Source organism: Sphaerisporangium fuscum, from assembly GCF_018531465.1.
Taxonomy (GTDB): Bacteria; Actinomycetota; Actinomycetes; order Streptosporangiales; family Streptosporangiaceae; genus Sphaerisporangium; species Sphaerisporangium fuscum.
In genome coordinates this window covers 13,804-38,708 of record NZ_JAHDTF010000045.1, presented here as the reverse complement: position 1 = coordinate 38,708, position 24,905 = coordinate 13,804, and the positions used below count along the sequence as shown (strand labels likewise).

The window sequence follows — 24,905 nt, the reverse complement described above, 5'->3', positions numbered from 1 at the left end:
ATCAGGACGGCGGGACCGGACCCGTCGAGTCGCGGACGCTGAGGGTCGTCGCCAGTTGGAGGTGCCGGGAGGCGGGCTGGACGCCGTCCGCCATGCCGAGGACTGTCTGGACGGCCATCTGGCCCATGCCGGCGAGGGGCTGCCGGACGGACGTGAGCCGGGGCGCGGTCCACTGGGTCTGCGGCGTGTCGTCGAAGCCGGTGACCGACAGCTCGCCCGGGACGGTGATGTGAAGCTCCTTGGCCGCCGCGAGGACTCCGACAGCGATCTCGTCGTTGCCCGAGACGATCGCGGTCGGGCGCTCGTCGAGCGTGAGGATGTCATGGCCGTGCCGGAGTCCCGCCTCGACGGAGAATGCCTCGTGGCGGATCAGTGTGCGGTCCGGCGTGATGCCGGCCGAGTCGAGCGCGGCCTGGTACCCGTGGAAGCGTTCCACCGAGGGGGCAGATCCCAGCGGGCCGCCGATCCAGCCGATCCTGCGGTGGCCGAGCCTGATGACGTGCTCGGTCGCCGCGCGACCGCCTGCCCAGTTGGTGGAGCCGATGCTGACGACACGGGATTCGATCGGGTCGATCGGGTCGATCGTCACGACGGGTACCTCGAGATCCTCCGCGGCGAGGAGCACTGAGTCGGGCACGGCGACGGCGAGCGCGATGAACCCGACGACACCGGACTCCTTCTGCTCCGCCATCCAGGCACGGGCCGCCGTGCGGCTCGTGCTGATGGGCTCGTCGGGCGGCAGGCGAAGGAGGAGCTCGGCCTGGGCGGAGGTCGCGGCCGTGAGTATCCCTTGGAGCACCGTTCCGGCGTAACGGGACTCCACGATGTCGAGCACGGTGACGAGGGCCCGGTCCCGTGTTCGCTCGTGACGCGCCGCCGTCGGCTTGTAGCCGATCTCGGCCATCACTCCGAGGACAAGCTCGCGCGTCTTGGTCCCCACATCGCTGCGCCCGTTGAGGACCTTCGAGGCGGTCGTCGGCGAGACGCCGGCCAGTCGGGCGACATCCGCCAAGGTGGCTCGCTCGGAACGACCTCGCCGTGGCATCAGGGCTCCTCTCGGGTATCGAAACTATTTCGAATCTACCATGATCTCTTTCGGCCGGTCACCGCAGGAATTCTCGGTTTTTCACCCGTTGACACAGGCTGGACGCACCACCTACTGTCCTGGCAGCACCGAACAAGTTGCGAAAAAATTTCGAAACCATCCTCGGGATGAGAGGAGAGGCTCATGCGGCTCTCCCAGAAGGTAAGGCTCCTTTCCGCAGCACTCGTGCCGATGTTGGCGCTGGCCGCGTGCTCGGGTGGCGCGGGTGGCGGCAGCGCGGCCGGCGGAGGCGGTGACGAAAAGGTGAAGCTCACGGTCTGGAGCTGGGACGGCACCGTGGAGCGGGCCGTTCCCGGCTTCCAGGCCGCGAACCCGAATATCAAGGTCGAGGTCGTCAACGCGGGCTCGTCCCAGGACGAGTACAAGGCGCTCGACAACGCCATCCAGGCCGGCTCCGGCGTACCAGACGTGGTGATGTTCGAGTACTTCGCAGTGCCCTACTTCGCCATTCCGGGCAAGCTCACCGATCTCGGGGGGTTCGGCGTCGAGAACTTCAAGAAGGACTACGTCCAGGCCGCGTGGAACGATGTCACGGTCAACGGCAAGGTCTACGCGCTACCGTCCGATTACGGGCCCTCGGCGATGTTCTACAACGCGGCCACTCTCAAGAAGGCCGGCATCGACAAGGCGCCCGCCACGTGGGACGAGTATTACGCGGCCGCCAAGAAGGTCCGCGCCCTCGGCGGTGACCACTACATCGCGCAGGACACGGGAGACATCTTCTTCCTGCTCTCGCTCATCTGGCAGGCCGGCGGTCACCCGTTCACGGTGAACGGCAACAAAGTGCACATCGACTTCACGGACGAGGGCACGACCAGGGCCGTGGCCTTCTGGCAGAAGATGCTCGACGAAGGCCTGGTCAACACCAAGATCACGGGCTGGTCCGACGAGTGGAACCGAGCGCTCAACGACGGGACCCTCGCCACCCAGACCATGGGCGGCTGGCTGACTTCGACGCTGCCCGAGCGCGCACCGCAGGCCGCCGGTGACTTCAGAGTCGCCCTGATGCCGCAGTGGAAGCAGGGCGACAAGGTCGGAGCGGAGAACGGCGGAAGCTCCTTCGGCATCCCGGCCGCGGCCGGACACAAGGACGCGGCTTTCAAGTTCCTCGAGTACTTCACGCACGGCGGAGGGCTCTCGTCCCGCGTCGACGCGGGCGCCTTCGTGCCGAACACGTCGGTGCTGGAGAGCGAGACGTTCCAGGGCAAGGTCAACAAGTACTTCGGCGACCAGAAGGTGGGCGCCGTGCTGGCCGAGGCGTCGGAGATCGTCGGGAGCGGCTGGCAGTATCCGCCGTTCTTCGAGTGGGCCCGCTCGATCTATGGCGACATCGCGTCACCGTTCTACACCTCCGGCAAGGTCTCGCTCGCCGAGATCCTCCAACAGTGGAAGCAGCGCTGCGTCCAGTACGGCAACGAGCAGGGCTTCCAGGTGGACTAGCGGTTCCACGGCCCCCGGGTGCGGCGACGGCGGTCGCCGCACCCGGGGGCCGGTGAAGAAGCGAGCCGGACAACGCGATGGATCGGAAGGAACACGGACATGGACCTGGCACGTCGGTTCGACGTCGCCCCTCCGGCCACGGCCCCGCCGGATGTGACACAGCCTCCGGCGCCGGCCCCCAGGCGCCGGAAATCGCAGGTTGGACTGGCGTTCATCGCGCCCTTCGGGGCGCTGTTCACGCTCGTGTTCATCGTGCCGATCCTGTACGCCGCCTACCTCAGCCTCTTCCAGGACAAGCTGGTCGGGGGCAACACGTTCGTCGGATTCGCCAACTACGGCAAGCTGTTCCAGGATCCCCAGTTCTGGGACGGGGTGGGACGCGTCTTCCGGTTCACACTCGTCCAGGTGCCGATCATGCTGATCTTCGCCATGGCGCTGGCGCTGGCGCTGGACTCCATGCGCCTGCACGGCACCAGGTTCGCGCGGGTGGCGATCTTCCTTCCCTATGCGGTGCCGGCGATCGTGGCGACTCTCATGTGGGGATTTCTGCTGGGCGTCAAGTACGGCCTGTTCGGCAGCCTCAACCGCGCTCTGGGGACGGACATCGACCCCTTCGCCCCCGGCACCACGCTCATCTCCATCGGCCTGATGGTGACGTGGGCGTTCACCGGTTTCAACATGCTCATCTTCTACGCCGCGCTCAAGGCCGTCCCGCGCGAACTCTACGAGGCGGCCGCGATCGACGGGGCGAACGAGTTCCAGGTCGTCCGCGCGATCAAGCTGCCGGCACTCCGCGGATCCCTGGTCGTCACGATCATTTTCTCGATCATCGGCACGTTCCAGATGTTCAACGAACCGCAGATCCTGCCCTCGATGGTGGCCAACAGCGGCGTCACCACCTTCTACACGCCCAACCTGTACGCCTACAACCTGGCCTTCACCGGGTCCCAGCAGGGCTATGCGGCGGCGCTCGCGCTCGTCATGGCAGCGATCACGATCGCCGTCGCCTACGCCGTCCAGATCAGAGGGATGAGGAATGCGTCCGATCAGTAGCCGGCGAGCCGAGGCCTCCGGCACGCCGCCCCGTCGTTCTGGTCGCGGCCACAGGCTCCACACGGTGGAGAATCCCAAGAAGAGCACGACTCTCACCGTGATGACGGGTCTGTTCACCCTGTACTGCCTGCTGCCGCTCGTGTGGTTGGTCATCAACGCGACCAAGTCGCAGGCCGACTTCGTGTCGTCGTTCGGGTTCGCGCCCGGCCGCGAGTTCGCCCTTTGGGACAACATCATTGAGGTGTTCGTCTACCAGGACGGGATCTTCTCCCGGTGGCTTCTCAACACCGTTCTGTACGTCGTCGTGGGTGCGACCGTCTCGACCTTTCTGGCCGCCCTCGGCGGTTACGCCCTGGCGAAGCTCGATTTCACCGGCAAGCGGGTGTTCCTCTTCGTCGTACTGGGATCGATCTCGGTCCCCGGCATCGCCCTGGCGATCCCGCAGTTCCTGCTGTTCGCGCATCTCGGCATGACCAATACCCCGTGGGCGATTCTCGTTCCGTCCTTCATCAACCCGTTCGGGTTGTACCTGATGTGGGTGTTCACGGCGGAAGCCGTCCCGACCGGCCTGCTCGAGGCCGCGAAGATCGACGGCGCCGGAGAGTTCAGGACCTTTCTCCAGATCGCGCTTCCGATGCTCGCGCCGGCAAGCGTGACGGTCCTGCTCTTCTCGTTCGTGTCCATCTGGAACAACTACTTCCTGCCGTTGATCATGCTCAAGGATCCCGAATGGTATCCGCTGACCGTCGGTATCAATCAGTGGAACAAGCTGGGGTCGACGGCTGGAAACGGCGCCCTCGTCCAGAATCTGGTGATCACGTCCGCGCTGCTGACGATCATCCCGTTGATCATCGCGTTTCTCAGTTTGCAGCGGTTCTGGCAGTCAGGCTTGTCGCTGGGCGCCATCAAGGGTTAGGGGCGACATTCCGGCTGCCTGGTATCTGATCCGGCATCCCCATTCCGCGGCGGCCGTACGACATCCGCCCCGCGACGGTCTCGCGTGCGCGCGCCGACCATCTTCCACTCGCAAACGATCCTGAGAAGAGAAGTGAGACCATGACGAGCGACGGTGTGTCCGGACCCCGGTTGCGGATCGACGGCAAGCTGTGCGACGAGAGTCCGCTCCCGCACGTCTGGACCAGATGTATCGGCGCCGGACGGGCGAACGAAGCGCTGCGCGCGGACTGGCAACGGCAATTCGCCGAGGTCGTCGCCACACTCGGAGTCCAATACATCCGCTTTCACGGCATTTTCCACGACGACATGTTCGTGTACCGGGAGAGCTACGGCGGCGGTTTCGGGCAGAACGAGCGCCTGACCTCCCCCCTGTACACCTTCAGTTACGTGGACAAGGTGTTCGACTTCATCGTGGACTGCGGTGTCCGTCCATTCGTCGAGCTGGGTTTCATGCCGCGCGAGCTGGCGACGGTGACCGAGACGGTGTTCTGGTGGGGCGCCCACTGCAGCCCGCCCAAGAACATGGCGCGCTGGGTCGAACTGGTCACGAGGTCGGTCGAGCACTGGATCGAGCGTTACGGCCTCGCCGAGGTGCGGAAGTGGCGATTCGAGGTCTGGAACGAGCCGAACCTGGTTCCCCACTTCTGGACCGGGACGAAAACCGAGTACTTCGAGCTTTACGAGCAGACCGTGACGGCGATCAAGAAGATCGATCCCGAGCTGAAGGTCGGTGGGCCCGCGACGAGCGTCTTCGTGCCCGACGACCGTTACAAGGGCGAAGTCGAGGACCGCTCCGCGACGCGCGAGACCGCCATGGCGGCCGACGTGGACGCCCTCGACTGGCGCCCGGTGTGGATCGAGGACTTCATCGCCTGGTGCGCGGAGCGCGGACTCCCGATCGACTTCATCTCGACTCACCTGTACCCCACCGACTTCGCCTTCGGCGCGGACGGGGACGTGGTGCAGATCACCCGGTACGCCGATGCGACGTTCGACGACCTGACCCTCCTCCGCAAGCTCGTGAAGAACAGCGCGTATCCCGACGCGGAGATCCACATCACCGAATGGTCGACGTCGCCGTCATCCCGCGACTTCATCCACGACACGGTGTTCGCGGCGACCTCCATCACACGGTCGTATCTGAAGTGCGCCACCCTCGCCGACTCGATCTCCTACTGGACCTTCACCGACGTGTTCGAGGAGGGGGGCGCGGGGCTCGGACCGTTTCACGGCGGGTTCGGCCTGGTGAACGAGGGGGGCATTCACAAGCCGACGTTCCACGCGTTCGCGATGCTAGAACGGCTCGGCGACCGGTTGCTGCTCGCGACGTCCGACGGGGTCGTGACCCGTGACAGCCGGACGTCGGCCGTCTGCGCGGTGTTCTTCAACTATCCCGAGGACATGGCCATGAGGAGTGTCGGCTCGGAGAACTCGTATGCGGCGACGCGCGCGCTGAGCGAGATGGGACCGAGCCGGAGGATCCGCCACTCGATCGGGGGGCTGGAGCCGGGCGCCACCTTCCTTGTCGAGATCGTGGACTGGGAGCACGGCAACGCCGCCGAGGCCTGGTACCGGCTCGGGTCGCCCCTCAACCTGTCCCGGGCCGAGAGCGAGTACCTGAGCGGAGTGGCCGACTCCCTCCTCAGGTTCACGCTGACCGTGCCCGACACCGGTGTTCTCGACCTGGAGATCGAACTCGCGCCGTGGGCGGTGATGTCGTTGCGGCAGTCGGTATGACCGGCAGCGGCACGCCGGAGGCGCGGAGGTTGACGCAGAGGTGGAGCCACTCCCCATCCCTGTCGCTGTGGACGCGCCGGCCACCGCGGCCCCCGCAGTACGGGCTCCACCAGAACACCCTCGCGTTCGTAGAAGCGCAACGCGTGGACGCTCAGGCCGGTGCGTTCGGCGACCTGCCCGATGCTCAAGGCCTGGGTGCTGTACGCACACGCGTACCTCGAGGGTTCCAAGGTGCCCCTGGATGAGGCCGTGGAGGCCTTCGCGGGTTTGGTGAGGACGGCACCGTGGGTCTCCTCGGGGCGAGCAACCACTGGGCGTGGCGACTCGAGCGGGCCAGGAACCTGGCGGCCGCGGCCGGGCTGCGCGGCTATGAGGTCCTGCCGTACCACCATTCCTACCTGCGACCACGCACCGATCTGCCGACCTGGACCTTCCCCGATCCGCCCCCAACCCGTCGGCCCTGCCCCTGCCCGGAGGGTCTCTGAGGAGAGATTTCAGGCCGGGAACTGCGTGAAGATGTAGACGCCTTCCTCGCCGACCGGCCGCAGCAGGCTGAACGTGAACCGGCCGGCCGTGACAGGGGCGAACTCCCGCACCGCCCGGCAGCTCCACCAGTGCCCGGCGTCGGGCCGTTCGCGCCGCAGGAGATCGACGACGGCCGCGGCGCGGGGGTCGTCGGGGATGTGGCCGGTGTTGGCCCGGAACTGCTCGTACAGACCGCGCAGCAGCGGCTCCACCCCGATCAGGGGGTGGCCCGCGCGGGTGGCGAGCATGATGAGAAGGTTGCGTCGCTCGCTCGGCACACTGTCCGGATCGCCCCAGAAGCGCCGGTAGGCGGCGTTGCCGGCGAGCACGTCGAAACGCGCGTCAACGGCCGCCGCCGGCGTGGACGTCCAGCTGTCCAGCAGCGCCCGGGTCGGCTCGCCGAGCACGGCCTCGCCCGTGACCGGCGCGGCGGGCATGAACCCGGCCAGTGCCAGCGTGTGGCGGTGCGCCGCCGTGTCCATGCCGAGTACTCGGCAGATCGCGTCCAGCACCTGGCGAGTGGTGCTCGCCCTGCCCTGCTCCAGCCACGTGTACCAGGCGACGCTGACCCCGGCCAGCGCCGCGACCTCCTCGCGGCGCAGCCCGGGGGTACGCCGCCGCCCGCCGCCGGCGAGACCCACGTCCGCCGGGTCGACGACCTCGCGGGCCGCGCGCAGGTGGGCGCCGAGCTCGCGGCGCAGGGCATCGTCCATGACCACGATCCTATGAGTGCCACTCATCCCATGAACTCCCCCCTGCCTACCGGCAGGCGCCCGGCGCCACTGTGGATGCCATGAGCGATGACATGTGGCGACTCCGCAACGACTCCTCCGGCCTGGCCGAACCCCGCGTGCTGATCCGGGTGTTCGTGCCGCCGGGGGAACTGGGCAAGAGCATCGACTTCTATGAGCGGTTGCAGGGGACGGCGGCCGACGCGCGGTTCACCTACGCGGCGGCGGGGCTGGAGCTGGCCACGGTGGGGGCGTTTCTGATCATCGCCGGTGATGAGGCGACCGTGCGCCCATTCCGGGACACGGTGGGCACCCTGCTGGTGGACGACGTGCGGCCGTACTACGAGCGGCTGACGGCCGAGGGTGCGGAGATCGTGGTCCCGCTTCAGGATGTGCCGACCGGAGCCGGTTTCAACGCCCGGCACCCTGACGGGACGGTGGTGGAGTACGTCCACCACCGCCCCACCCCGGACGGCCGCTGACCGTCATGAACCGGACCGAGCCGCCTCAACGAGCTCGAGGTGAGGAAGACAGGCGGTCAGAGCGACTCTGAACGATCAGCGCCTATCTCTGCCTGGAAGAAATTCGAGATCTCGTTCGCGACGACCGCGGCCGCGCGACCATGAGAGGAGCGGCGGCCGCGGCGCCGGTTCGTCCGGGGAGAATGCGTGAAGTGCCTTTCACGATGGCGAATGACGGGGTGAAGCTGGCCTACCAGGTGAGCGGGGAGGGAGTCCCGCTCACCTGCTCTCCGGACAGGCCACGGCGCTTTTCCGGTGAAGTCGCTGTTCGTGAGTTTCGACCGCACCATGTGGCATGTGGTGAGAAGCTGGATGCGCTTCGCAGTCGAGGAGCGTCCTCCTGCCCCTTCGAAGGTCGAGCTCTACGCCGCGATCCGCCGGGATGCACGCGCGGGGATGTCAGGCCCTGCGATCGAGAAGAAGTACCGGGTTGGCCGGCGGACGATCGTCAAGGCCCTAAGCATCGGCGTGGCCTGAGCCGCGCAAGCAGCCACCGCTGCAGGACCCGGCGGATCATCTCGACGCTGTCGGCGGCGCGTAGTGACTCCAGCAGGTTGGTTAAGTCAGACTGCGGCAGAGCATCGTGGACGTGTCCTCCAGGGAGGATTCAGCCCTTCCCTGTGACCGTCGCACGATAGCTCACCTTCTGGTAGGTATCGATCACCTATCGCTACGAATTACACCACTCCAGGGGACACCACCAGTCCGGGGAACGGGAGTACGTACGCGAAAGACGCTGGAGGCCATGCCTATCCGGACGGCAAGGTCAGTGCGAATGGGCCTTCTCGTGGCGTTCAGCTTGCGGGGTCGCTGGGCGGGTGTTTCATCCATTCGGGAACGTCTTCACCGGTGAGCGAGAGGTGCATCTCGCTCACTCCGCCGGCATCGCCCGCGTAGGAGCGGCGCAGCAGTTCGACGATCGTGCCGAGCTTGTCGCCGGCGTACTCGGGCATCACGTGCGTGGCGACAAACGCTGTGAGCAGGGGCTCGACCGCCTCACGAAACCGTTCCACTTCGATCAGAAGGTACCCAAGAACTGCGAGAGTTCCGGCATAGTCGGACACGTAGGCGTCCCGGTTGACCGTCATCAAATGCCCGTACAGGCCGACGGCCTCTTCGAAGATGGTGACCGCCTCGGCCAGGCGTCCGAGCTCCCTCAGCCGGAGCGCGTGGTTGTGCAACGAGGTGGCCAGGCCGGGCAGGTAGGCGTCCTGGTTGACCGACACCAACTCCCGATACAGGTCGACGGCTTCTTGCGAAAGACTCACCGCCTCGGCCCGCCCCACCGCCGCCAGCCGGTTCGCGTGGTTGGTCAACGAGTTGGCCAGGTTGGGCAGGTAGGCGTCCCGGTTGACCGACACCAACTCCCGCCGCAGGTGGAGGGCCTCCTCGGAGAGAGTGAGCGCCTCGGCCTGCCGCCCTTCCTCTGTCAGCCGGTTCGCGTGGTTGTGCACCGAATTGGCCAGGTTGGGCAGGTAAGCATCCCGGTTGACCGACACCAACTCCCGATACAGGTCGAGTGCTTCTTGCGAATGGATCACTGCCTCGGCCCGCCCTTCCTCCGCCAGCCGGTTGGCATGATTGGTCAACGTGAGTGCCAGGTCGGGCAGGTAGGCGTCCCGGTTGACCGACACCAACTCCCGCCGCAGGTGGAGGGCCTCCTCGGAGAGAGTGAGCGCCTCGGCCTGCCGCCCGACCTCCGCCAGCCGGACCGCGTGGTTGTGCACCGAATTGGCCAGGTCGGGCAGGTAAGCATCCCGGTTGACCGACACCAACTCCCGCCTCAGATCGACGGCCTCGTGGGAGAGAGCGAGCGCCTCGGACCCCCGTCCCACCTCCGCCAACCCAACCGCGCGAAGGGTCAACGAGTTGGCCAGGTTGGGCAGGTAGGCATTCCGGTTGACCGACACCAACTCCCGCCACAGATCGACGGCCTGGTGGGAGAGAGCGAGCGCCTCGGACCGCCGCCCCACCTCCGCCAGCCGGACCGCGTGATCGATCAACGAACCGGCCAGCTCGGGCAGGTAGGCATCCCGGTCGACCGACACCAACTCCCGGTACAGGCCGACGGCTGCCTCGGAGAAGACGACCGCGTCGGCCCGCCGCCCTACATCTGCCAACCGGCCCGCGTGATTGATCAACGAACCGGCCAGCTCGGGCAGGTAGGCATAGGGGATGGTCCGGACCAGGTGATCCCACAGCTGGGTGGCCTGTCGGCCTTCGGTCAGTGCGCGGGCGTGCAGGCCGGCGTAGGACAGGCGGACCGCCAGACCCTCGTGAATACGAGCGCGCGTGACCGGATCGTCGGTGGCGGCCAGTCGGTGCTTCGCCAGGCGGTCGGCGACCGCCGCGATGCCGATGTCCAGATCGATATGCCGGTGCGCGGGCAGGACGGATTCGATGGCCTCCAGCAGCGTGGTGTCAATGGTCTCCAGCTCTGCCAGCGCGGCCAGCGCGGCCCCACCTGCGTGCAGCGCGAGGTGTGGATGGGCGCTCAGCAGCGGATACAGCTGCGTGGTGGCCAGGTGCGGCCAGCGGCGCGATGCTTCGATCAACGTGGTGAGCCCCTGGCGGACCCAGATCGCGACGCCGTCGCCTGGCTGTGCGGGTTGGTCGCCGTCCGGCGGGGCGAGCAAGCGGGCCGGCGCCTCCTCCGCCCACGGATCGGCCGGGAAGTCGAAGGAGTGGCCCGGGGTGCAGAGCGCGAGGTAATCCTCGCCCAGCCGGTCCGGGTACAACGGCTCCAGCACCGTGACGCCGCCCCGGCCTGCCGGGGACCGCTGCTCCAGGTGTGCCGGTCCGGGCGTCCCCGCTGGCGGGTAGCACACCGCGTGGTCCTTGAGGAGCTGCCCGGCGGCCAGTGCGGAATCGACACTCGCCCGTTCCAGGGCGGCCTTGCCGTCGACGTAGCCGAGCCGGCCGGTCAAAGTGGCGGTATAGACGACCTGACCCATCGTGTCCGCCGTGGTGGCAAGTGGTGTGTCTCGGCTCGGGGTCGACATCGCCTCCCAATGGTCTCGCTCACGTGCCAGCAACAGCTCCGACACCTGCACCGGATCGGCGGGAGATGGGTGGCCCCGGTCATGGGCCAGCACCGCGGCGAGGGCGGCCATGTGCACGGTCAGCACCAGCCGGTACGCCTCGTGCCGCTCCAACGCCGGTGGCGGCGCGACGCCGTCGGCGCCGGGCACCTGGAGCAGTTCGGCGAACCGGTCGCGGGCCTCGGTGAACAACCCGCCACGGGTGATGCCGCTCTCCTGCTCCAGCGGCGCCAGCTCCTCCCGGGTGGGCACCAGGTGCATATCACGCTGGATCCGCCCCTTCAGGCTCTGCCACCAGGTGCCGGCCGGCCGGGCCAGCAGCAGCACCCGCACCGCCAGCCCGCCACGTGCTCGCACGTCGGCCAACAGCGTCAGAAGGTCCGCGGTTTCCCACCGTTCGGCGTAGTCCACCACCACCAGCACCCCGGCCGCCCCGTCGAAATCGGGAACCTCGAACTCCGCGGGCACCGAGCGGTCACGCCGATGGTGCGCAGCCAGCACAACCCACCCCTCGCCCTGCCACAGCCGTGCCACCCGATGGGCCAGACGCGTCTTGCCCTGCCCGCCCACCCCATGGATCAGATGAACCGCCAGCGTGGCATCCCCATCCCGCCACTCCCGCAACCACGCGATCAGCGCGTCACGACCGGTGAAGCCGACCAGCGCGTTCGCCGCCCGCAGCAGCTCACTGGGCTGCGCCCGCGCCTCCGGCACCGCCGGCGCCGGCCACGACGCCCACCGGTAAGGCTCCTCCCCGCCGTAAACGATGACGTCGCCGGCCGCCTGGACGATACTGGCCAGTCCGGTCGCCCGCGCGTGCTGGGTCACCTTGGGTGACCTGCGTCGCCAGCTCACCGCTGGTGGATATCGCGGCCGGCCTGATCCACCTGGCCATCACCGGTGGCCTTGCCCCACTGCCGCACCTCACGGTGCGCCTCGTCGGCTGCGGAGCCGTTGTCGAACACCACAGGCCGTGATCCTTCGCTGATGTCGCGGCCGGCCTGCCGTACCCGGCCCCGCCGGGTGGCCGTGGCCCGCTGCCGCACTCCGCCGCCGCCGCGCGCCGGGTCGGCGATCAGCGCGTACACCGCCACCCCCAGCCCGGCCACCGCGACGAACAGCCCACCGACGCTGGCCAGTTTGTCCGCCGCGTCCAGCCCCACCCGGACCAGGTAGACACCCAGCCCCGCCATGGCGACCATCGCGACCCCGGCGCCGCCCCAGAAGAGCACACCTCCGCGCATACCCGTCATCATCGATCACGCAGAAACATCGCGCAATGTGATCATGTGATAACTCGAAGATGTACGTCATTCGGGACAAGCAGACGCTCGCGAACGGCCAACACCTGCGACCCGGCCACATCACCTGCCGCCCGTTCTTGAGCCGTAGAGACCAGCGGATCCCGCCATGGTGACTGCAAGTCCCACGCCCCGTCGATGGAGAGCGCCACCCGTCAGCACATCGATAGCCAAGGAATCGCGGCTGCTTCTCCAGCCATTCCTGGCAGGAGAGTGAAGACGTGACAGACGGCCGGACGTATGTCGGCTCACCGTGGCTGCCGGAGCCCATCCGGCTTGTCGGGCCTCGAAATCCCTGACTACACGACCCCACACCCAGGCGCCGGCAACGCACGATGAGAAGGATGCGAGAGCCATTGCCGCCGCCAGAGTCCTTGTAGGTAGGCGGATCCATCGGGTACATCAGCGTCCCCACGGCAGGCTCTGCAGTACGCGTGAGACGCCTGAGGCAGCGGAATGGTTGACAGGCGGCTCTCTGAGAGTGCTGTCTCGGCATGACCGGTGGCCCGCCCAGAGGTTCGGTTACCGTGGCTGCGTGTTCACGATCCGACCAGCCGTCGCCGAGGATCGGCCCGCTGTACGTGACTTGATCCGTACACGAGCTGCCTGGATGCGAGACAGCGGCATGCCAGGCTGGGAGGGCTGGCAGGACAACGCGGAAGCTCTCGCTAGCCAGGCAGGCGACGAGACCTTCCCAGTGTGGGCCTTGGTCGAGCAAGACAGCGAGCGGATCGTCGGAGTTACCAGTCTCTACGACCAGGCGTCCCCGCTGCTGTGGCCAGACGAGACCGAACGGTCCGAGGGGACGCTCTTCCTGGCCACCACCGTCACCGATCCGGCCTACCGCGAATACCGGCCTGGCTGCCTCATAGCCTGGTGGGCCCTCGACCGAGCTGCCAAGCAGGGGCTCGCTTGGGTACGGCGCGGCACCGGCCCCTACCCCGGCCTCGTCTCCTACTACCGAGACGTCCAAGGCTGGACGGTAGTGCGCACCGTCGAACACAACGGCGTCACCGCCTACGCGCTACAGCGGCGCGCCGAACCGCAGCCGGGCCTGGCCGCGCTCGGGATGGCCCCCACCTGACCGCTGACAGACCACCTCGACACAGCGACCGCGGACTCCTACCGGCTGATGGCGGCCGTCAGCTCCCGTACACCGGCACAGCCCGCACTAGTCGCGATGCCATCTGCCACGCCGTTGCGGAGGTCGTGCGACGCTTCCTGCTCCGCATCGCCCTCGAACGGAAAGGCGGCCCTGGCGACCTGCTCACCATCCAGGACATCTGTAAGCGGCCATCTAAAACTCCAGGTCGACGGACAGGTGAATCCAGGCGGATGGCCAGAAGGGTACCGATAGGCGGACATCGGAAATCCTGGTCGATGGCCACGTAATCTCTTGATCTTGCCGTTTCTACCGGAGCTCCTGGAAGGACGATAATGACTGACCGCGCTCAAGAAGAACGCGACGCGACGCGCCGGCTTGTCCTGAGATACGGCGGTCCTGCTTTGCGACGGCTGGCCGCCGCGCAGGACGAACCCGATGACCTCACCGCTGTGGGGCATCCGTACCGTCAGCGTGCCGGTGGGGTGGCGTTCGAGAGTCAGCCGGTCTGATCATCGGATCGGACCAATCGGCGTTCCCAGGCCAGGGCCACGACCACACCGATGGCATAGGCGACCAGGTCCCATGGGTCGGGGAACGCGCCGACCAGGACACCGCCGATGCCCGGCGGGGTCATGCCGACTATTTGATAGCACTCGACGGCGGCGGCGATCGCGGCCGTGGCCAGGGTGCGGCGCGCGGCGGTGGTGCGCCACAACAGCCCCAAGAACGCGTAGACCAGCATGGTGGCGCCGACGTCGCTCACGTAGCCGCGGATGAACGGTTGTCCCGGGCCCCGGTAGAAGAGGACGAACGCGCCGATGGCGAGGGCGACGCCCCCCAGAAGGACCATGGCGCGGCGCATGAGATTGACATCTCTCCGAATCTCAACGATCAGGACGAAACTGATCATAGAGCTCGTCACCTATGGCGGCATGCGCCCCAGCCGGTCCGCCGGTCCCCGGCCACGACCGGGAGCGATGAACGCCACGTCCGCCGGGGGCAACGTGAAGAACCGAAACAGCTCCTCCCGGCCGATCTCAGGGAACCTCCGCAGGGCCTCCAGTTCCTGGTCCGCGAACACCCGCGTCGCCAACCGGCCGCCTCCTGCCAGAGTCCGAAGATCCCCGGCTCAGGAGCCTATCGGGCTATATCCGCCCGATTTTCCGCGAGTACTACGGGAACCCCCTGAAGACCGACACTCTCTACAACGAAACAACCACTTGGTTACACCACACCAAACCGCTCGCCGCTTGACACCTAAGCTCCTGGGATGTCTTTGGGGCTGGTGGCGCGAACCCGAGTGGTGGGCCCTGTCCGTGGACGGCAAGGGCATCGTGATGCGGCCCGAGGCACTGCGCGAGCCGACCGGGCGCGCCGCCAAGGCGAGCAGCCCCCATCTGGCCAGCCGTCTGTCACCCGGGGAAAGTCCGGCAGACGAGCCACGGCAGCAACATGGCACCCACATATGCCGAATTCCATCCCTACTTGACTTATAGGGATTTTATGAGTTCGATAAACCCATGACGCCGTACGCCCGCTGTGGATTCGAGTTCCACGCCATCGTGCGGCGGCACATCGATCTGGCACGGGTGAGCAGTGCCCTGTGTCGCTCGGCATCGGCCCGCTGACACTCTCCAACCCTCACCCAGCCCAGGCGTCACCAGCCGCGGCGCATGCCTGCATGCGGCCGACGTGCCGTCCTGGATGGACCCATCCCGCGTCGCGCACGGCATACCACCGCGTGCGCCGCCACCGTATCCCTGTCTCGCGATGTCTGCCGCATCGGCGGGCATCGGGGCTGTCTACCTCCGGGGTGAGCACTGTGGAGACCACCACCAGAGGTGACGAACCCGGCGGTTTGCCGATACCCGGCAAGGGGGTGATGCGCCGAGACAAGTGCGAGGACACACGGCAATAAATCTGAAAGCACAGGAAGAAAGGCGCAGGTGTGAAATCGTACACGGCACATCGTCGGAGATTGACGCTCTCGTTGACCCTGCTCATCCTGCTCGCGAGCGCCGTCTACACGGGTCTGAGATTCGAGGGTTCGCCGGTGTTGGCGGCGACGACGCGACCCAACATCGTCTTCATTCTGACCGACGATCTCAACGAAGACGTCTTCGGCAAGGACGCCGGGCTCCAGACGCTCCTGACCAGCCAGGGGACCACATTTAACAAGCAGTTCGTCGAGCTTTCCCTCTGCTGCCCGTCGCGAACGTCGACGCTGCGCGGGCAGTTCGCCCACAACACGGGGATCTTTACGAACGATGCTGCCAGCGGCGGTGGATTCGAGTCCGTGTACAACAAGGGGCTGGAGAATTCGACGATCGCGACGTGGCTCCAGAGCGCCGGGTACCGGACGGGGTTCTTCGGCAAGTACCTGAACGGCTATCCCCACGGAGCGCCGAGCAGCACCTATATCCCACCCGGATGGACCCGTTGGTTCAGCCCCAACGGCGGAAGCCCCTACTCCGAGTACGACTACGACGTCAACGACAACGGCACGACCGTCCATTACGGCAGCGCACCGTCGGACTACGGGGTCGACGTGATCTCGCGCAAGTTAACAACCTTCATCAAGAACACCACCACCAACTACCCGAACAAGCCCTTCTTCACCTACGTCGCTCCTTACATTCCCCACGGGCCGGCGACCCCGCCGCCCCGCTACGACGGCATCTACGCCGGCGCCAAGGCTCCGCGAACTCCGTCGTTCAACGAAGACGACGTAAGCGACAAGCCAGCCTGGATACGGAACAAGGCCAAGCTCACACAGACCCAGATAGACAACATCGACGCCCTGTACGAGAAGCGCAGGGAGTCACTTCGATCGGTCACTGACCTTGTCCAGGACACCATCGACACCCTGCGGACACAGGGTGCGCTCGACAACACCTACATCGTCTTCACCTCCGACAACGGTTTCCACCAGGGACAGCACCGGCTGAACTCCGGCAAGAACACTGCCTACGAGGAAGACCTCAATATCCCGCTGGTCATCAGAGGGCCCGGCGTTCCCGCCGGAGAGATTGTCAACTCCTTCACCCTCAACATCGACCTAGCGCCGACCTTCGCCGAACTCGCCGGGGTGACACCGCCCAGCTTCGTCGACGGCCGGTCACTCGTACCGTTCCTCAAGGGGGTCACGCCGTCGCGGTGGCGTCTCGCCTTCCTGAACGAGCACGCCGGGCCCACCACTCTCAACACGAATACCCAGAACAACCTGTTGGAACCGCAGGATCCGGGTGATGCGCAGGCGCTGGCCACCGGGGGAGCGCCCGTCTACGCCGGCCTGCGAGCCAAGCCCAACACGCTCGGCACGCACGGTCCGTTGAACTACGTCGCCTACGACACGGGCGAGCATGAGCTGTACGACCTGTCCGTGGACCCCTACCAACTCGACAACTCCTACAGCAGTGCCAGCCAGACGCTCAAGCAGCGGCTCGACGCCTGGGTGGCCAACCTGAAGAACACCTCCGGCCAGGCCTTGCGTGACGCGGAGGAGAACCCGCCGCAGTAGCGGGACCCTCGCCGGTTGCTAGAAGGGGACAGGATCTTCTCTGTCCCCTTCTCCAGGCTCCCGAGCGCTCCAGGACTCACCACCGGTCGGCATCGTGTGACCGGCACCTCCAGTCCGCCCTGACGTCCCACATGACCGGACAGGACCCCGGCAGGCACCTGCTGGACCGGATCGACACGCGCGAGACGGCTCTAACCTCGGGCTTTCACGGTGAATTTCGCCCGGGAGACAAAGCCGCCTGTCGTACGAACGCGCCGAGTACCTGTTCAAGCAGGACACCGGGCAGAACGACTCTCCCGAAGCTAGCCGAAATGCGGGCAGAAAATGACCTAAACCGTCCCTAGGTTGGAGTTCAAGCCGGACCGACCGGCACTACTTACCTAAGGTGAGCCATCTTGACCATCCTTGTCACCGGCGCGACCGGCGCTGTCGGCCGTCACCTCGTCACGACCCTGCTCTCCCGCGGCGCCGCCGTACGTGCGCTGACCCGCAAGCCCGATGACGCGGACCTGCCGGCCGCGGTCGAGGTCGTCGCCGGCGATCTGGCCGACGCCACCACGCTCGGGTCGCAGGTGTTCGACGGTGTCGATCGCGCCTTCGTCTTCCCCGCTCAGGGCGTCGAGGCGTTCGTCACCGCGGCCATCGCGCATGGCGTCCACCGCTTCACCGTACTGTCCTCCCTCGCCGCCGCGAAGGAGTTCCCGCGTGACCACGGGTCGGCGAGCCAGCTTCACCACAGCGCGGTCGAGGCCGTCGTGACCGGCCGCACCGATGCCTGGACGATCCTGCGGCCGGGCACCTTCGCCAATAACCTGCTCTCCTGGGCCTGGCAGATCCGCTCCGGCGCACCGATCCGGGCGCCGTACCTTGCATCGGCACAGGCCCCGATCCACGAGTACGACGTCGCCGAGGCCGCCGCCGAGACCCTGCTGTCCGACGAGCATCTGGGTGAGGTGATCCCGCTCACCGGCCCGCAAGCCCTGACCCGCTCCGAGCAGGTGGCGATCATCGGCGAGGCACTGGGGCGGGAGATCCCGCTGGTGGAGATCACGCCCGAGGAGTTCCGCGCCGAGACCGCGCAGTTCATCCCCGAGCCGGTGATGAAGATGCTGCTCGACTACTGGCACGACACCCTCACCGTCCCCGACGTCCCGCGTCCCGTCACCGTGGTGACCGGGCGGCCGGGCCGCGCCCTGGCAGAGTGGGCCGCCGACCACCGAGCCGACTTCGAGGCCGCCTGACGGGACCGGGCAGACACGATGGTCGGGCAGGAGCCACGAAAACCGGATCCGCCCGACCAATCGTGAGCCGCCAGGACTGAGCGGACGGGGAGAGGGCGCGGGGACCGTGCCGCCGGCCAGGTGCCGTCGGCTGATGTGCTCTACTGGATCCGCGCCTGTCCACGGATGTGGCCTTCCACTTTCGAGCATGTCCTCTGCCGTCAGGTGATCTATAGGTCTTCGGTCTTGGGGATGTCGGGATTGGACGGTTTCCCGGGCCGGGTCCCGCATCTTCAAGGTGGCGTTCACCAGCGTGGCGATCGCCGCGCGCAGATTGTCGCGGTTGACGAACAGATGCCGGGTCGCGCGCGGGGCAGCCTCGGTCTCGCCGTGGCGGCCGCCGTCGGCGACGCGTTTGATCCCCACGTTGGTGCCGAGCGCGTACAGGACCAACAGCAGGCGTTTGCGGATCACCTCGCGCGGGTCGCCTCGCGGGTCGCGACCGTGGTGAAGGCGTCGGTGAAGTCGGTGACGAAGTCGGACTCCTTCAGGAAGTCCAGCAGGTCGATGATGCCCCAGCGGGCGGCGACTTCGGTGTGCAGCGCGCGCAGGTTCTCAGGGACCTTGAGCTTGCCCAGGCCGGGGATGTGCCAGCGCGGCTCGCCGCGGTGGGTCTTGACCTTCGTCCCGCCGGACTGTTGCGCGACACCGCCTCCCCGCACGCTGTCATCGCCGCGCGCATGGCCTCCTGCAGCGTGGCGATGAACACGCTGGCTTTCAGTGGCTGACGCAGGTCGCCGTAGTGGACGTCGCGGTTGTCCTCGAAGTCGGACGGCAGGTCCTCCTCGGGGTTGCGCCAGCGGCGGGCACCGGTCACGTAGATCTCGCGGCGGCGCAGCGCGTTCTTCAGCGACACGATCACGCACAGCTCATAGGAGGCCCGCTCGATGATCCCATTCTCATCGACGACCGCTTCCAGCGCGGTAGGCCTTCTGGCGGCAGGCGGCCGAGCAGTACAGCGAGGCGCGCCCCGGCCCGCCGGTACCACGCGGCAGCGCACGGCCGCACGTCCGGCACTTCTCGTCCAACATCCGCCCACCGCCCACAGACCTCGCCGCGCCATCGCCCGGCTCCGCGTCCTGGGCGGCGGGGGCCGAGCGTCAAGGGTACGAGTGCCGGCCGTCCCGAGCGCGGCGCGTCAGGCTTCGCCCAGCCCGGCCGGCAGCAGGGCGCGGATCGTGGCCTGGACGGCGTCGAGGTCCACCGCCTCGGGGGCGACCCGCCACTGGGCGTGGACCCCGATGATGGTCCCCACCAGCAGGACCGTGAACGCCTCCCGGGTGGTTCCCGCGGGCAGCGCCTCCGGGGGTATCCGGGCCTGTGCCCCCTGCCGGAGCGCCGCGTGGAGCCGCGCGTAGTGCTCGCGGATCGGCGAGTCGACCTCCACCGCCTCGGCGAGCAGGGTGATGAACAAGCGCGTGGCAGGTAGGCGGATGAAGCCCATGACCTGGTCGAGCGGGTCGCCGGAGGGCTCCCCGAACGTGGTCAGCACGGCGTGGAGCTGGTCGTCGAGCACCGCTTGCAGCAGGCCCAGTTTGTTGCCGAAGTGCCAGGGGATGGAGCCGCGGCTGATGTCGGCCTTCTCGGCGATGTCGATGAAGCTCGTCTGCCGGTATCCCTTCTCGGCGAAGAGCTCGGCGGCGGCCGTCACCAGCAGCTGCCGGCTCTCCTCGGTCCTCTGGATACGTCGCGTGGCCATGCGGACCATCAAACCAGGTATGCCGGATGGCAGTGCAAATGCTGGACGATATAGCCTATGTTGACCAACATAGAGATGGGAAGTTCTCATGCGCTGGGTGACCTACGCGACGGACACCGGAGACCGCGTCGGGGTGATCGGAGAGGACCTGATCCATCCCGTCGCGCCGGGCCTCAGCCTGATCGAGCTCATCGGCCGTGGCGCGGAGGAGCTGCGTGCCGCAGGGGAAGCGGCGCTGGCGTCGGTGGCGCAGGCGGTTCCGCTGGCCGAGGCCAGCCTGCGTGCGCCGATTCCGCGCCCGCCCTCGGTCCGCGACTGCCTGTGCTTCCTGGACCACATCCGCAACTGCCGGCAGGCCGCCGGGCAGCCCCGCACGCTCCCAGACGCCTGGTACCGGATCCCGGCCTTCTACTTCGCCTCCCCCTCGACCATCGTGGGCCCGAACGACGATGTGACGATCTCGCCGGGCAGCGCCTGGTTCGACTTCGAGCTGGAGATCGCCGCGGTCATCGGACCCGGCGGGCGGGATCTCACGCCGGAGCAGGCCGAGGAGCACATCATCGGCTACACCATCTACAACGACTGGTCGGCGCGCGACCTGCAACTACGCGAAACTCCACTGGCGATCGGGCAGGCCAAGGGCAAGGACGGCGCGACCACGCTGGGCCCCTTCCTGGTCACCCCGGAGGAGCTCCGCTCCTACCGCCGCGAGGGCAGGCTCGCCCTGCGGGTCGAGGCCACCGTCAACGGTGAGATCATCGGCTCGGGCCGTACCAACGCCATGGACTGGAGCTTCGGCGAGGTCATCTCCTACGCCTCGCGGGGGGTGGACCTGGTGCCCGGTGACGTGTTCGGCTCGGGCACGGTGCCCGGGTGCTGCCTCATCGAGCACCTGTCCCTCGCCGCTCCGGCCGCGTTCCCCGGCTGGTTGCGGGACGGGGACGTCGTCGAGCTGACGGTCGAGGGGCTGGGCCGTACCCGCCAGAGCGTCCGCGCGTCCGCTGCGCCGTACCCACTGACGCCCCGGCACGACCCCGACCGGCGGCCTCCGCGCCCGCGCGTGAACCGCGCCCCGTCGAAACTGCCCTACACCCGAGGTCTGCACGAGATCGGCGCGGGCGTGTGGGCCTGGCTGCTGCCCGACGGCGGGTACGGCTGGAGCAACGCGGGACTGGTCGCGGGCGAGGGCGCCTCCCTCCTGGTCGACACCCTGTTCGACCTGCCGTTGACCGCCGAGATGCTCGGCGCCATGCGCGGGATCACTGACCGGCACCCGCTCACCCACGCCGCCATCACCCACTCCAACGGCGACCACACCCACGGCAACCAGCTGCTGGGCGACCACGTCCAGATCATCTCCGCCGCGGCCACCTGCGCGGAGATGCGGCACGAGATGCCCCCCGAGATGCTGACCGCCACCCAGGTCATGGACATCGGCCCGGCGACCCCCTACTTCCGCGAACGCTTCGGCGCCTTCGACTTCAGCGGCATCCGCCTGCGGCTGCCCGACCTGACCTATGAGGGGGAGCTCACCCTGGACATCGGCGGCCGCGAGGTGCGCGTGATGAACCTGGGCCCCGCCCACACCGCCGCCGACTCCGTCGTCCACGTGCCGGACGCGGGCGTGCTCTTCGCGGGCGACCTGCTGTTCGTCGGCTGCACCCCGATCGTGTGGAGCGGCCCGATCGCCAACTGGATCGCCGCCTGCGACGAGATGATCGCCACCGGCGCGGACACCATCGTCCCCGGCCACGGCCCGGTCACCGACCCCGACGGGATCCGCGCGGTGCGCGGCTACCTCACCCACGTGGTCGAGCAGGCGGACGCCGCCCACGCCCGCGGCCTGTCCTTCACAGAGGCGATCGAAGCGGTGGACCTCGACGAGTACGCCACCTGGCTGGACGCCGAGCGGATCGTGGTCGCCGCGCACGCCTCGCGCCCGTGGCGCATCCACGAACTCACGCGTGACTTCTCGGTGGAGGACGTGTGGTCGTTCCGCACCCCCGGGGCCGGGCCCGACGACTTCCCGAAGATGCTCACGGCGATGCGGACCGCCGGCGGACTCGACAAGCAACCCCGGCTGGTGAAGTTCCTGTTCGCGCTTCGCTGGAAGGTCGGCGCGCTCCTCGGCGCGGCGGCGCGGCTTCACCATCGCCGGCCACATCCTCGGCCGCGCGGTCCTGACCGCCACCGCCGAGATCTCCCCCTGACCGCCGAACGATGTGGTGGCTCCTGCAGCCGTTGCCGGCTCCGCCGACGAGGGGTGTTAGGAGTTGTGGGCGATGATCGTGTTCACCAGGTCGGGGCCGGGGAAGTCGGCCACCACCACGCCGGTCCTGCGCACGTTGCCCGCGGCCAGATAGGTCAGCGCCCGCTCGTTCATCCCCGTGACGCCGAGCGCGCCGTAGGCGATCGACTTGGGCAGCGCTCCGCCGGAGGCGCTGAGGTGGTTGACGTAGAGGATGCCGGGGGTGCCGGGGTTGGCCTGCTCGAATTGGGTGCGGGCGGCGTTCCACTTCTGCGGGATGTGGAAGAGCGTGGCGAGCTGGTAGTCGTCCTGGACGTCCATGCGGTCGCCGCTCCAGCGCGGGCCGTAGGCGTTGCCGCTGCCGAAGTCCTGCAGGATGACGACGCGCCCCCGGGTCTCCCCCAGCGTGGGAATGCGGCCGTCGTAGCCGGCGGGCGGCCGCCACAGGTGGTCGCGCAGCAGGTCCCGCGTGTCCGGGTTGTCGTTGATGTACCAGTTCAGCGTCTGCTCGTAGGTGCGCGTGTTCTCGGCGGGCGTGTGCTCCTCCTTCAACCGCATCAGTACCGACTCCCTGGGATGGGCGGCCAGGAAGGCGGCCACCGCACGCACCACGTCGGTGAAGTTGGCGTGCAGGTACTCGGCGCCGTGGTGGATCGGGAAGGCGTCACGGTAGTGCCGGGTGCGGATGTCGAGCATCCGCACCCCCGCCTGGAGCTGGACGGGCAGCGGACTCTCCTGGGTGAGCGAGACGATGGACGCCTGGTAGGCCATGGTGTCGTGCGTGCCCGGGATCGACAGGCCGGCCAGGCTCGCGCCGTCGGGGAGCCCGCTCATCCAGTCGGGGTTCGACGCCGACCCCAGCTCACCGCTGTGCCGGCCGGCCGCCCAGACCGGGGCGGCCGGCGCGGCGACGGCGAGCGCCAGGGCGACGACGAGCGAGAGGAAGGCAGCCAGGACGGACCGCCCGCCGCGGCGGGGACGCAGGGTGATCACGTTGCCTCCGTTTGGGGGGTGGGAGCACGCCCAGTGGCCCTACTGATCAGTAAGGTGGTCGGGGACAGAGTGTCACGGTGACGACGGCGGAGCCAGGCCCAAACCTCCTCAGCCAGCGGGATACAGAGCGCAGGACGGGACGATCTGCTCGGGCAGGCCGAGGCCCTCCCCCCTCAGGTGGAGGTTGGCGCCGCCGTAGTGCTCGAAGTACTCGACCGTGATGTCGTACTTCCCGCCCGCCCGTGGTAGTCGCCGCGCAGGCCGTGCCGTACGGCCGGATCGTCGACGACCTCCAGGGACGCGCGAGCCCCGCCCCGGCAAGAAGGGCGCCCGCGCGGCAGGACCGTCCGGCCGTGTCACAGGCGCGGATCGGTGACGCGCCGGACGCCGTGGAAGCTCTCCAGGTGTTCCAGGAGCAGGCGCGTCCCCTCCGCGCCGCCGGGGAGCGCATCCGGGTGGTCGGACGTGCCCGGCGCCGCCGCGAGGTCGCCGACGCGGAAGGGTTCGCCGGTTTCGAGCCGCTCGACGACCACCTGGAGCTCCGCCGCCCGCATCGAGGTACGGACGGCGTGCCCGTTGGCCGAGCACACCCGGTACGGCCCGGCGTCGGCCCACAGCGCGGGGAACCGCGCGTCGCCGGCGACGATGGTGTCGTCGTCCAGCCTCCGCCGGGCGGCGGCAGGCGGCACCGGTTCGAAGCCGCCCGCGGTCCACCGCCGCAACGACAGCTCGACCGTCCGGCCGCGGAGGCTCTCGCTCGCCAGCGCCTGGGTGGCCAGGCCCAGCGCCGGTGGGAGCACGGACGGCAGCCGGCCGCCCGCGTCGGCACCGGGCGCGAGGAGCGGTGCGTCGGCCGAGGGGAGCCGGGCGGTGAGCGCCGTGCCGTCCCGGTCGACGAGCAACTGGGTGTCGAGGTCGGTGAGGAGTTCCTCGATCTCGTACAGGACCCGGTGTTCCTCGCGGGGCACGCCGACGTTCACGCTGGTCGCGGGCTCGGGGCCGACGCTCTCCCCCACGTGGAAGTACTCCGACGGCCAGTACAGCAGGTCGCCGGGCTCGACCTCGACGGCGAAGGAGCCGGGAAGGTAGGCGTCGTAGTCGAGGACCGTGGAGACCGGCTGCGTCCACGGTCTGCGCGCCCAGAAGCGCATCCGCTTGCGGCCCTTGAGGGCGAACATGAACGTGGCGAAGCGGTCCTTGTGCACCCCCGCCGGGCTGTGCTCGTAGTCGCCGTGGAACAGGGTGGTGATCGCGCTGGTCAGCGGCAGCCCGACGTTCTCCCACAGTCCGGCGAAGAAGTCGCGCTCGCGCGTCCACTGGGGGTGGTGGAAGGCGTGGAAGGCCGCGATGACCAGCGCGTAGCGCCGCCCGTCCAGCCGCCGCACGAGACGGTCCTGGTAGACGTCGAACGACGTGTCCGAGGCCTGGGGGAGGCAGCCGCCGGGGGGTGCCGGCTGCCGGAGCCTCTCGACGGTGAACTGGACGTTGGAGTGGACGCGCCCCGGCTCGCAGGCGCGCGAGGCGGCCTCGAACACCTCCGCCTCGGCGAACGGCGGGGCGGTGATCGCCTTGTAGAGCACCGGGGCACGGTCCCAGTACCGGCCGGCGAACGCCGCCCAATCGAAGACCCGCTCGACCGCCACCATGGC

General features: G+C 68.1%; 21 protein-coding genes and 4 pseudogenes. 12 read left to right on the top strand and 13 right to left on the bottom strand.

Annotation, left to right across the window (positions count from 1 at the left end; genetic code table 11):
* Position 1 precedes the first annotated feature (1 nt).
* Positions 2-1,012 carry a LacI family DNA-binding transcriptional regulator gene (locus tag KIK05_RS41605; RefSeq protein WP_250564317.1) on the bottom strand — a complete coding sequence of 337 codons (1,011 nt, stop codon included), beginning with the start codon at positions 1,010-1,012 and terminating at the stop codon, positions 2-4.
* A 216-nt stretch (positions 1,013-1,228) separates the two neighbouring features.
* Between KIK05_RS41605 and KIK05_RS41600 the strand changes: the two genes are divergently transcribed.
* The 4 genes from KIK05_RS41600 to KIK05_RS41585 all read left to right on the top strand — a co-directional run bounded on the left by KIK05_RS41600 (position 1,229) and on the right by KIK05_RS41585 (position 6,292).
* Entirely contained in the window at positions 1,229-2,545 is a 1,317-nt protein-coding gene (locus KIK05_RS41600) for an ABC transporter substrate-binding protein (RefSeq protein WP_214416418.1), read from the top strand.
* A gap of 99 nt (positions 2,546-2,644) precedes the next feature.
* Entirely contained in the window at positions 2,645-3,598 is a 954-nt protein-coding gene (locus tag KIK05_RS41595; RefSeq protein WP_214416417.1) for a carbohydrate ABC transporter permease, read from the top strand.
* 64 nt (positions 3,599-3,662) lie between these two features.
* Positions 3,663-4,514, top strand: coding sequence for a carbohydrate ABC transporter permease (locus KIK05_RS41590; RefSeq protein WP_308250347.1), 852 nt, complete (start codon positions 3,663-3,665; stop codon positions 4,512-4,514).
* A 140-nt stretch (positions 4,515-4,654) separates the two neighbouring features.
* The gene (locus tag KIK05_RS41585; protein ID WP_214416415.1) at positions 4,655-6,292 is read left to right on the top strand and encodes a GH39 family glycosyl hydrolase; all 1,638 of its coding nucleotides are present in this window, start codon (positions 4,655-4,657) and stop codon (positions 6,290-6,292) included.
* 134 nt (positions 6,293-6,426) lie between these two features.
* Here the strand turns inward: KIK05_RS41585 and KIK05_RS47700 are convergent.
* Positions 6,427-6,603 (bottom strand): annotated as a pseudogene (locus tag KIK05_RS47700) (hypothetical protein); the annotation flags it as partial.
* Here KIK05_RS47700 and KIK05_RS49270 point away from each other — a divergent pair.
* The gene (locus tag KIK05_RS49270; protein ID WP_214416414.1) at positions 6,577-6,777 is read left to right on the top strand and encodes a hypothetical protein; all 201 of its coding nucleotides are present in this window, start codon (positions 6,577-6,579) and stop codon (positions 6,775-6,777) included. The pseudogene KIK05_RS47700 and the gene KIK05_RS49270 sit on opposite strands and share 27 nt — an antisense overlap.
* A 9-nt stretch (positions 6,778-6,786) precedes the next feature.
* Here the strand turns inward: KIK05_RS49270 and KIK05_RS41570 are convergent, their stop codons facing one another.
* Positions 6,787-7,530: a helix-turn-helix domain-containing protein gene (locus KIK05_RS41570; protein ID WP_250564316.1), complete on the bottom strand. Its 744-nt coding sequence runs from the start codon at positions 7,528-7,530 to the stop codon at positions 6,787-6,789.
* A gap of 80 nt (positions 7,531-7,610) precedes the next feature.
* On the opposite strand from KIK05_RS41570, the gene KIK05_RS41565 reads away from it, so the two are divergent.
* Positions 7,611-8,030, top strand: a complete 420-nt coding sequence (locus KIK05_RS41565) for a VOC family protein (protein ID WP_214416412.1) — start codon at positions 7,611-7,613, stop codon at positions 8,028-8,030.
* 294 nt (positions 8,031-8,324) lie between these two features.
* Positions 8,325-8,546 (top strand): hypothetical protein, encoded by a 222-nt coding sequence (locus KIK05_RS41560; RefSeq protein ID WP_214416411.1) that lies wholly within the window; start codon positions 8,325-8,327, stop codon positions 8,544-8,546.
* A gap of 317 nt (positions 8,547-8,863) precedes the next feature.
* Here KIK05_RS41560 and KIK05_RS41555 read toward each other — a convergent pair whose 3' ends face one another.
* From KIK05_RS41555 to KIK05_RS49780, 3 genes and pseudogenes are all read right to left on the bottom strand, one after another.
* Complete coding sequence (locus KIK05_RS41555) at positions 8,864-11,938, bottom strand: tetratricopeptide repeat protein (RefSeq protein WP_214416410.1); 3,075 nt, start codon at positions 11,936-11,938, stop codon at positions 8,864-8,866.
* A 23-nt stretch (positions 11,939-11,961) separates the two neighbouring features.
* Positions 11,962-12,354: a hypothetical protein gene (locus KIK05_RS41550; RefSeq protein WP_214416409.1), complete on the bottom strand. Its 393-nt coding sequence runs from the start codon at positions 12,352-12,354 to the stop codon at positions 11,962-11,964.
* A gap of 160 nt (positions 12,355-12,514) precedes the next feature.
* Positions 12,515-12,682: pseudogene (locus KIK05_RS49780) on the bottom strand (hypothetical protein); the annotation flags it as partial.
* Between the two features lie 435 nt (positions 12,683-13,117).
* On the opposite strand from KIK05_RS49780, the gene KIK05_RS41545 reads away from it, so the two are divergent.
* The gene (locus tag KIK05_RS41545) at positions 13,118-13,495 is read left to right on the top strand and encodes a hypothetical protein (protein WP_250564315.1); all 378 of its coding nucleotides are present in this window, start codon (positions 13,118-13,120) and stop codon (positions 13,493-13,495) included.
* 517 nt (positions 13,496-14,012) lie between these two features.
* Here the strand turns inward: KIK05_RS41545 and KIK05_RS41540 are convergent.
* Both KIK05_RS41540 and KIK05_RS41535 read right to left on the bottom strand, forming a co-directional pair.
* Positions 14,013-14,366 carry a DUF2809 domain-containing protein gene (locus KIK05_RS41540; protein ID WP_214416407.1) on the bottom strand — a complete coding sequence of 118 codons (354 nt, stop codon included), beginning with the start codon at positions 14,364-14,366 and terminating at the stop codon, positions 14,013-14,015.
* 72 nt (positions 14,367-14,438) lie between these two features.
* On the bottom strand, positions 14,439-14,597 hold the full coding sequence (locus KIK05_RS41535; RefSeq protein ID WP_308250352.1) for a DUF4158 domain-containing protein: 159 nt from the start codon (positions 14,595-14,597) through the stop codon (positions 14,439-14,441).
* Positions 14,598-15,036: 439 nt separating this feature from the next.
* On the opposite strand from KIK05_RS41535, the gene KIK05_RS49625 reads away from it, so the two are divergent.
* The 3 genes from KIK05_RS49625 (at position 15,037) to KIK05_RS41525 (ending at position 18,277) form a co-directional block, all read left to right on the top strand.
* Positions 15,037-15,144, top strand: coding sequence for a putative leader peptide (locus KIK05_RS49625; RefSeq protein WP_372455656.1), 108 nt, complete (start codon positions 15,037-15,039; stop codon positions 15,142-15,144).
* A 350-nt stretch (positions 15,145-15,494) separates the two neighbouring features.
* Entirely contained in the window at positions 15,495-17,036 is a 1,542-nt protein-coding gene (locus tag KIK05_RS41530; protein WP_214416405.1) for a sulfatase family protein, read from the top strand.
* Between the two features lie 395 nt (positions 17,037-17,431).
* Complete coding sequence (locus tag KIK05_RS41525; protein ID WP_214416404.1) at positions 17,432-18,277, top strand: SDR family oxidoreductase; 846 nt, start codon at positions 17,432-17,434, stop codon at positions 18,275-18,277.
* Between the two features lie 324 nt (positions 18,278-18,601).
* On the opposite strand, the pseudogene KIK05_RS49620 reads toward KIK05_RS41525, so the two are convergent.
* From KIK05_RS49620 to KIK05_RS41510, 3 genes and pseudogenes are all read right to left on the bottom strand, one after another.
* Positions 18,602-18,730 (bottom strand): annotated as a pseudogene (locus KIK05_RS49620) (hypothetical protein); the annotation flags it as partial.
* Positions 18,727-18,978, bottom strand: coding sequence for a hypothetical protein (locus KIK05_RS41515; RefSeq protein WP_214416403.1), 252 nt, complete (start codon positions 18,976-18,978; stop codon positions 18,727-18,729). The gene KIK05_RS41515 and the pseudogene KIK05_RS49620, both read right to left, overlap by 4 nt.
* Positions 18,979-19,454: 476 nt before the next feature.
* The gene (locus KIK05_RS41510) at positions 19,455-20,015 is read right to left on the bottom strand and encodes a TetR/AcrR family transcriptional regulator (RefSeq protein WP_214416402.1); all 561 of its coding nucleotides are present in this window, start codon (positions 20,013-20,015) and stop codon (positions 19,455-19,457) included.
* 88 nt (positions 20,016-20,103) lie between these two features.
* Here KIK05_RS41510 and KIK05_RS47695 point away from each other — a divergent pair.
* Positions 20,104-22,155 (top strand): annotated as a pseudogene (locus KIK05_RS47695) (fumarylacetoacetate hydrolase family protein); the annotation flags it as partial.
* Between the two features lie 126 nt (positions 22,156-22,281).
* On the opposite strand, the gene KIK05_RS47690 reads toward KIK05_RS47695, so the two are convergent.
* A complete protein-coding gene (locus KIK05_RS47690) occupies positions 22,282-23,034 on the bottom strand; it encodes a phosphatidylinositol-specific phospholipase C (RefSeq protein ID WP_250564327.1) in 753 nt (250 codons plus the stop codon).
* Between the two features lie 578 nt (positions 23,035-23,612).
* On the bottom strand, positions 23,613-24,902 hold the full coding sequence (locus tag KIK05_RS41500; RefSeq protein WP_214416400.1) for a JmjC domain-containing protein: 1,290 nt from the start codon (positions 24,900-24,902) through the stop codon (positions 23,613-23,615).
* Positions 24,903-24,905: the final 3 nt, after the last annotated feature.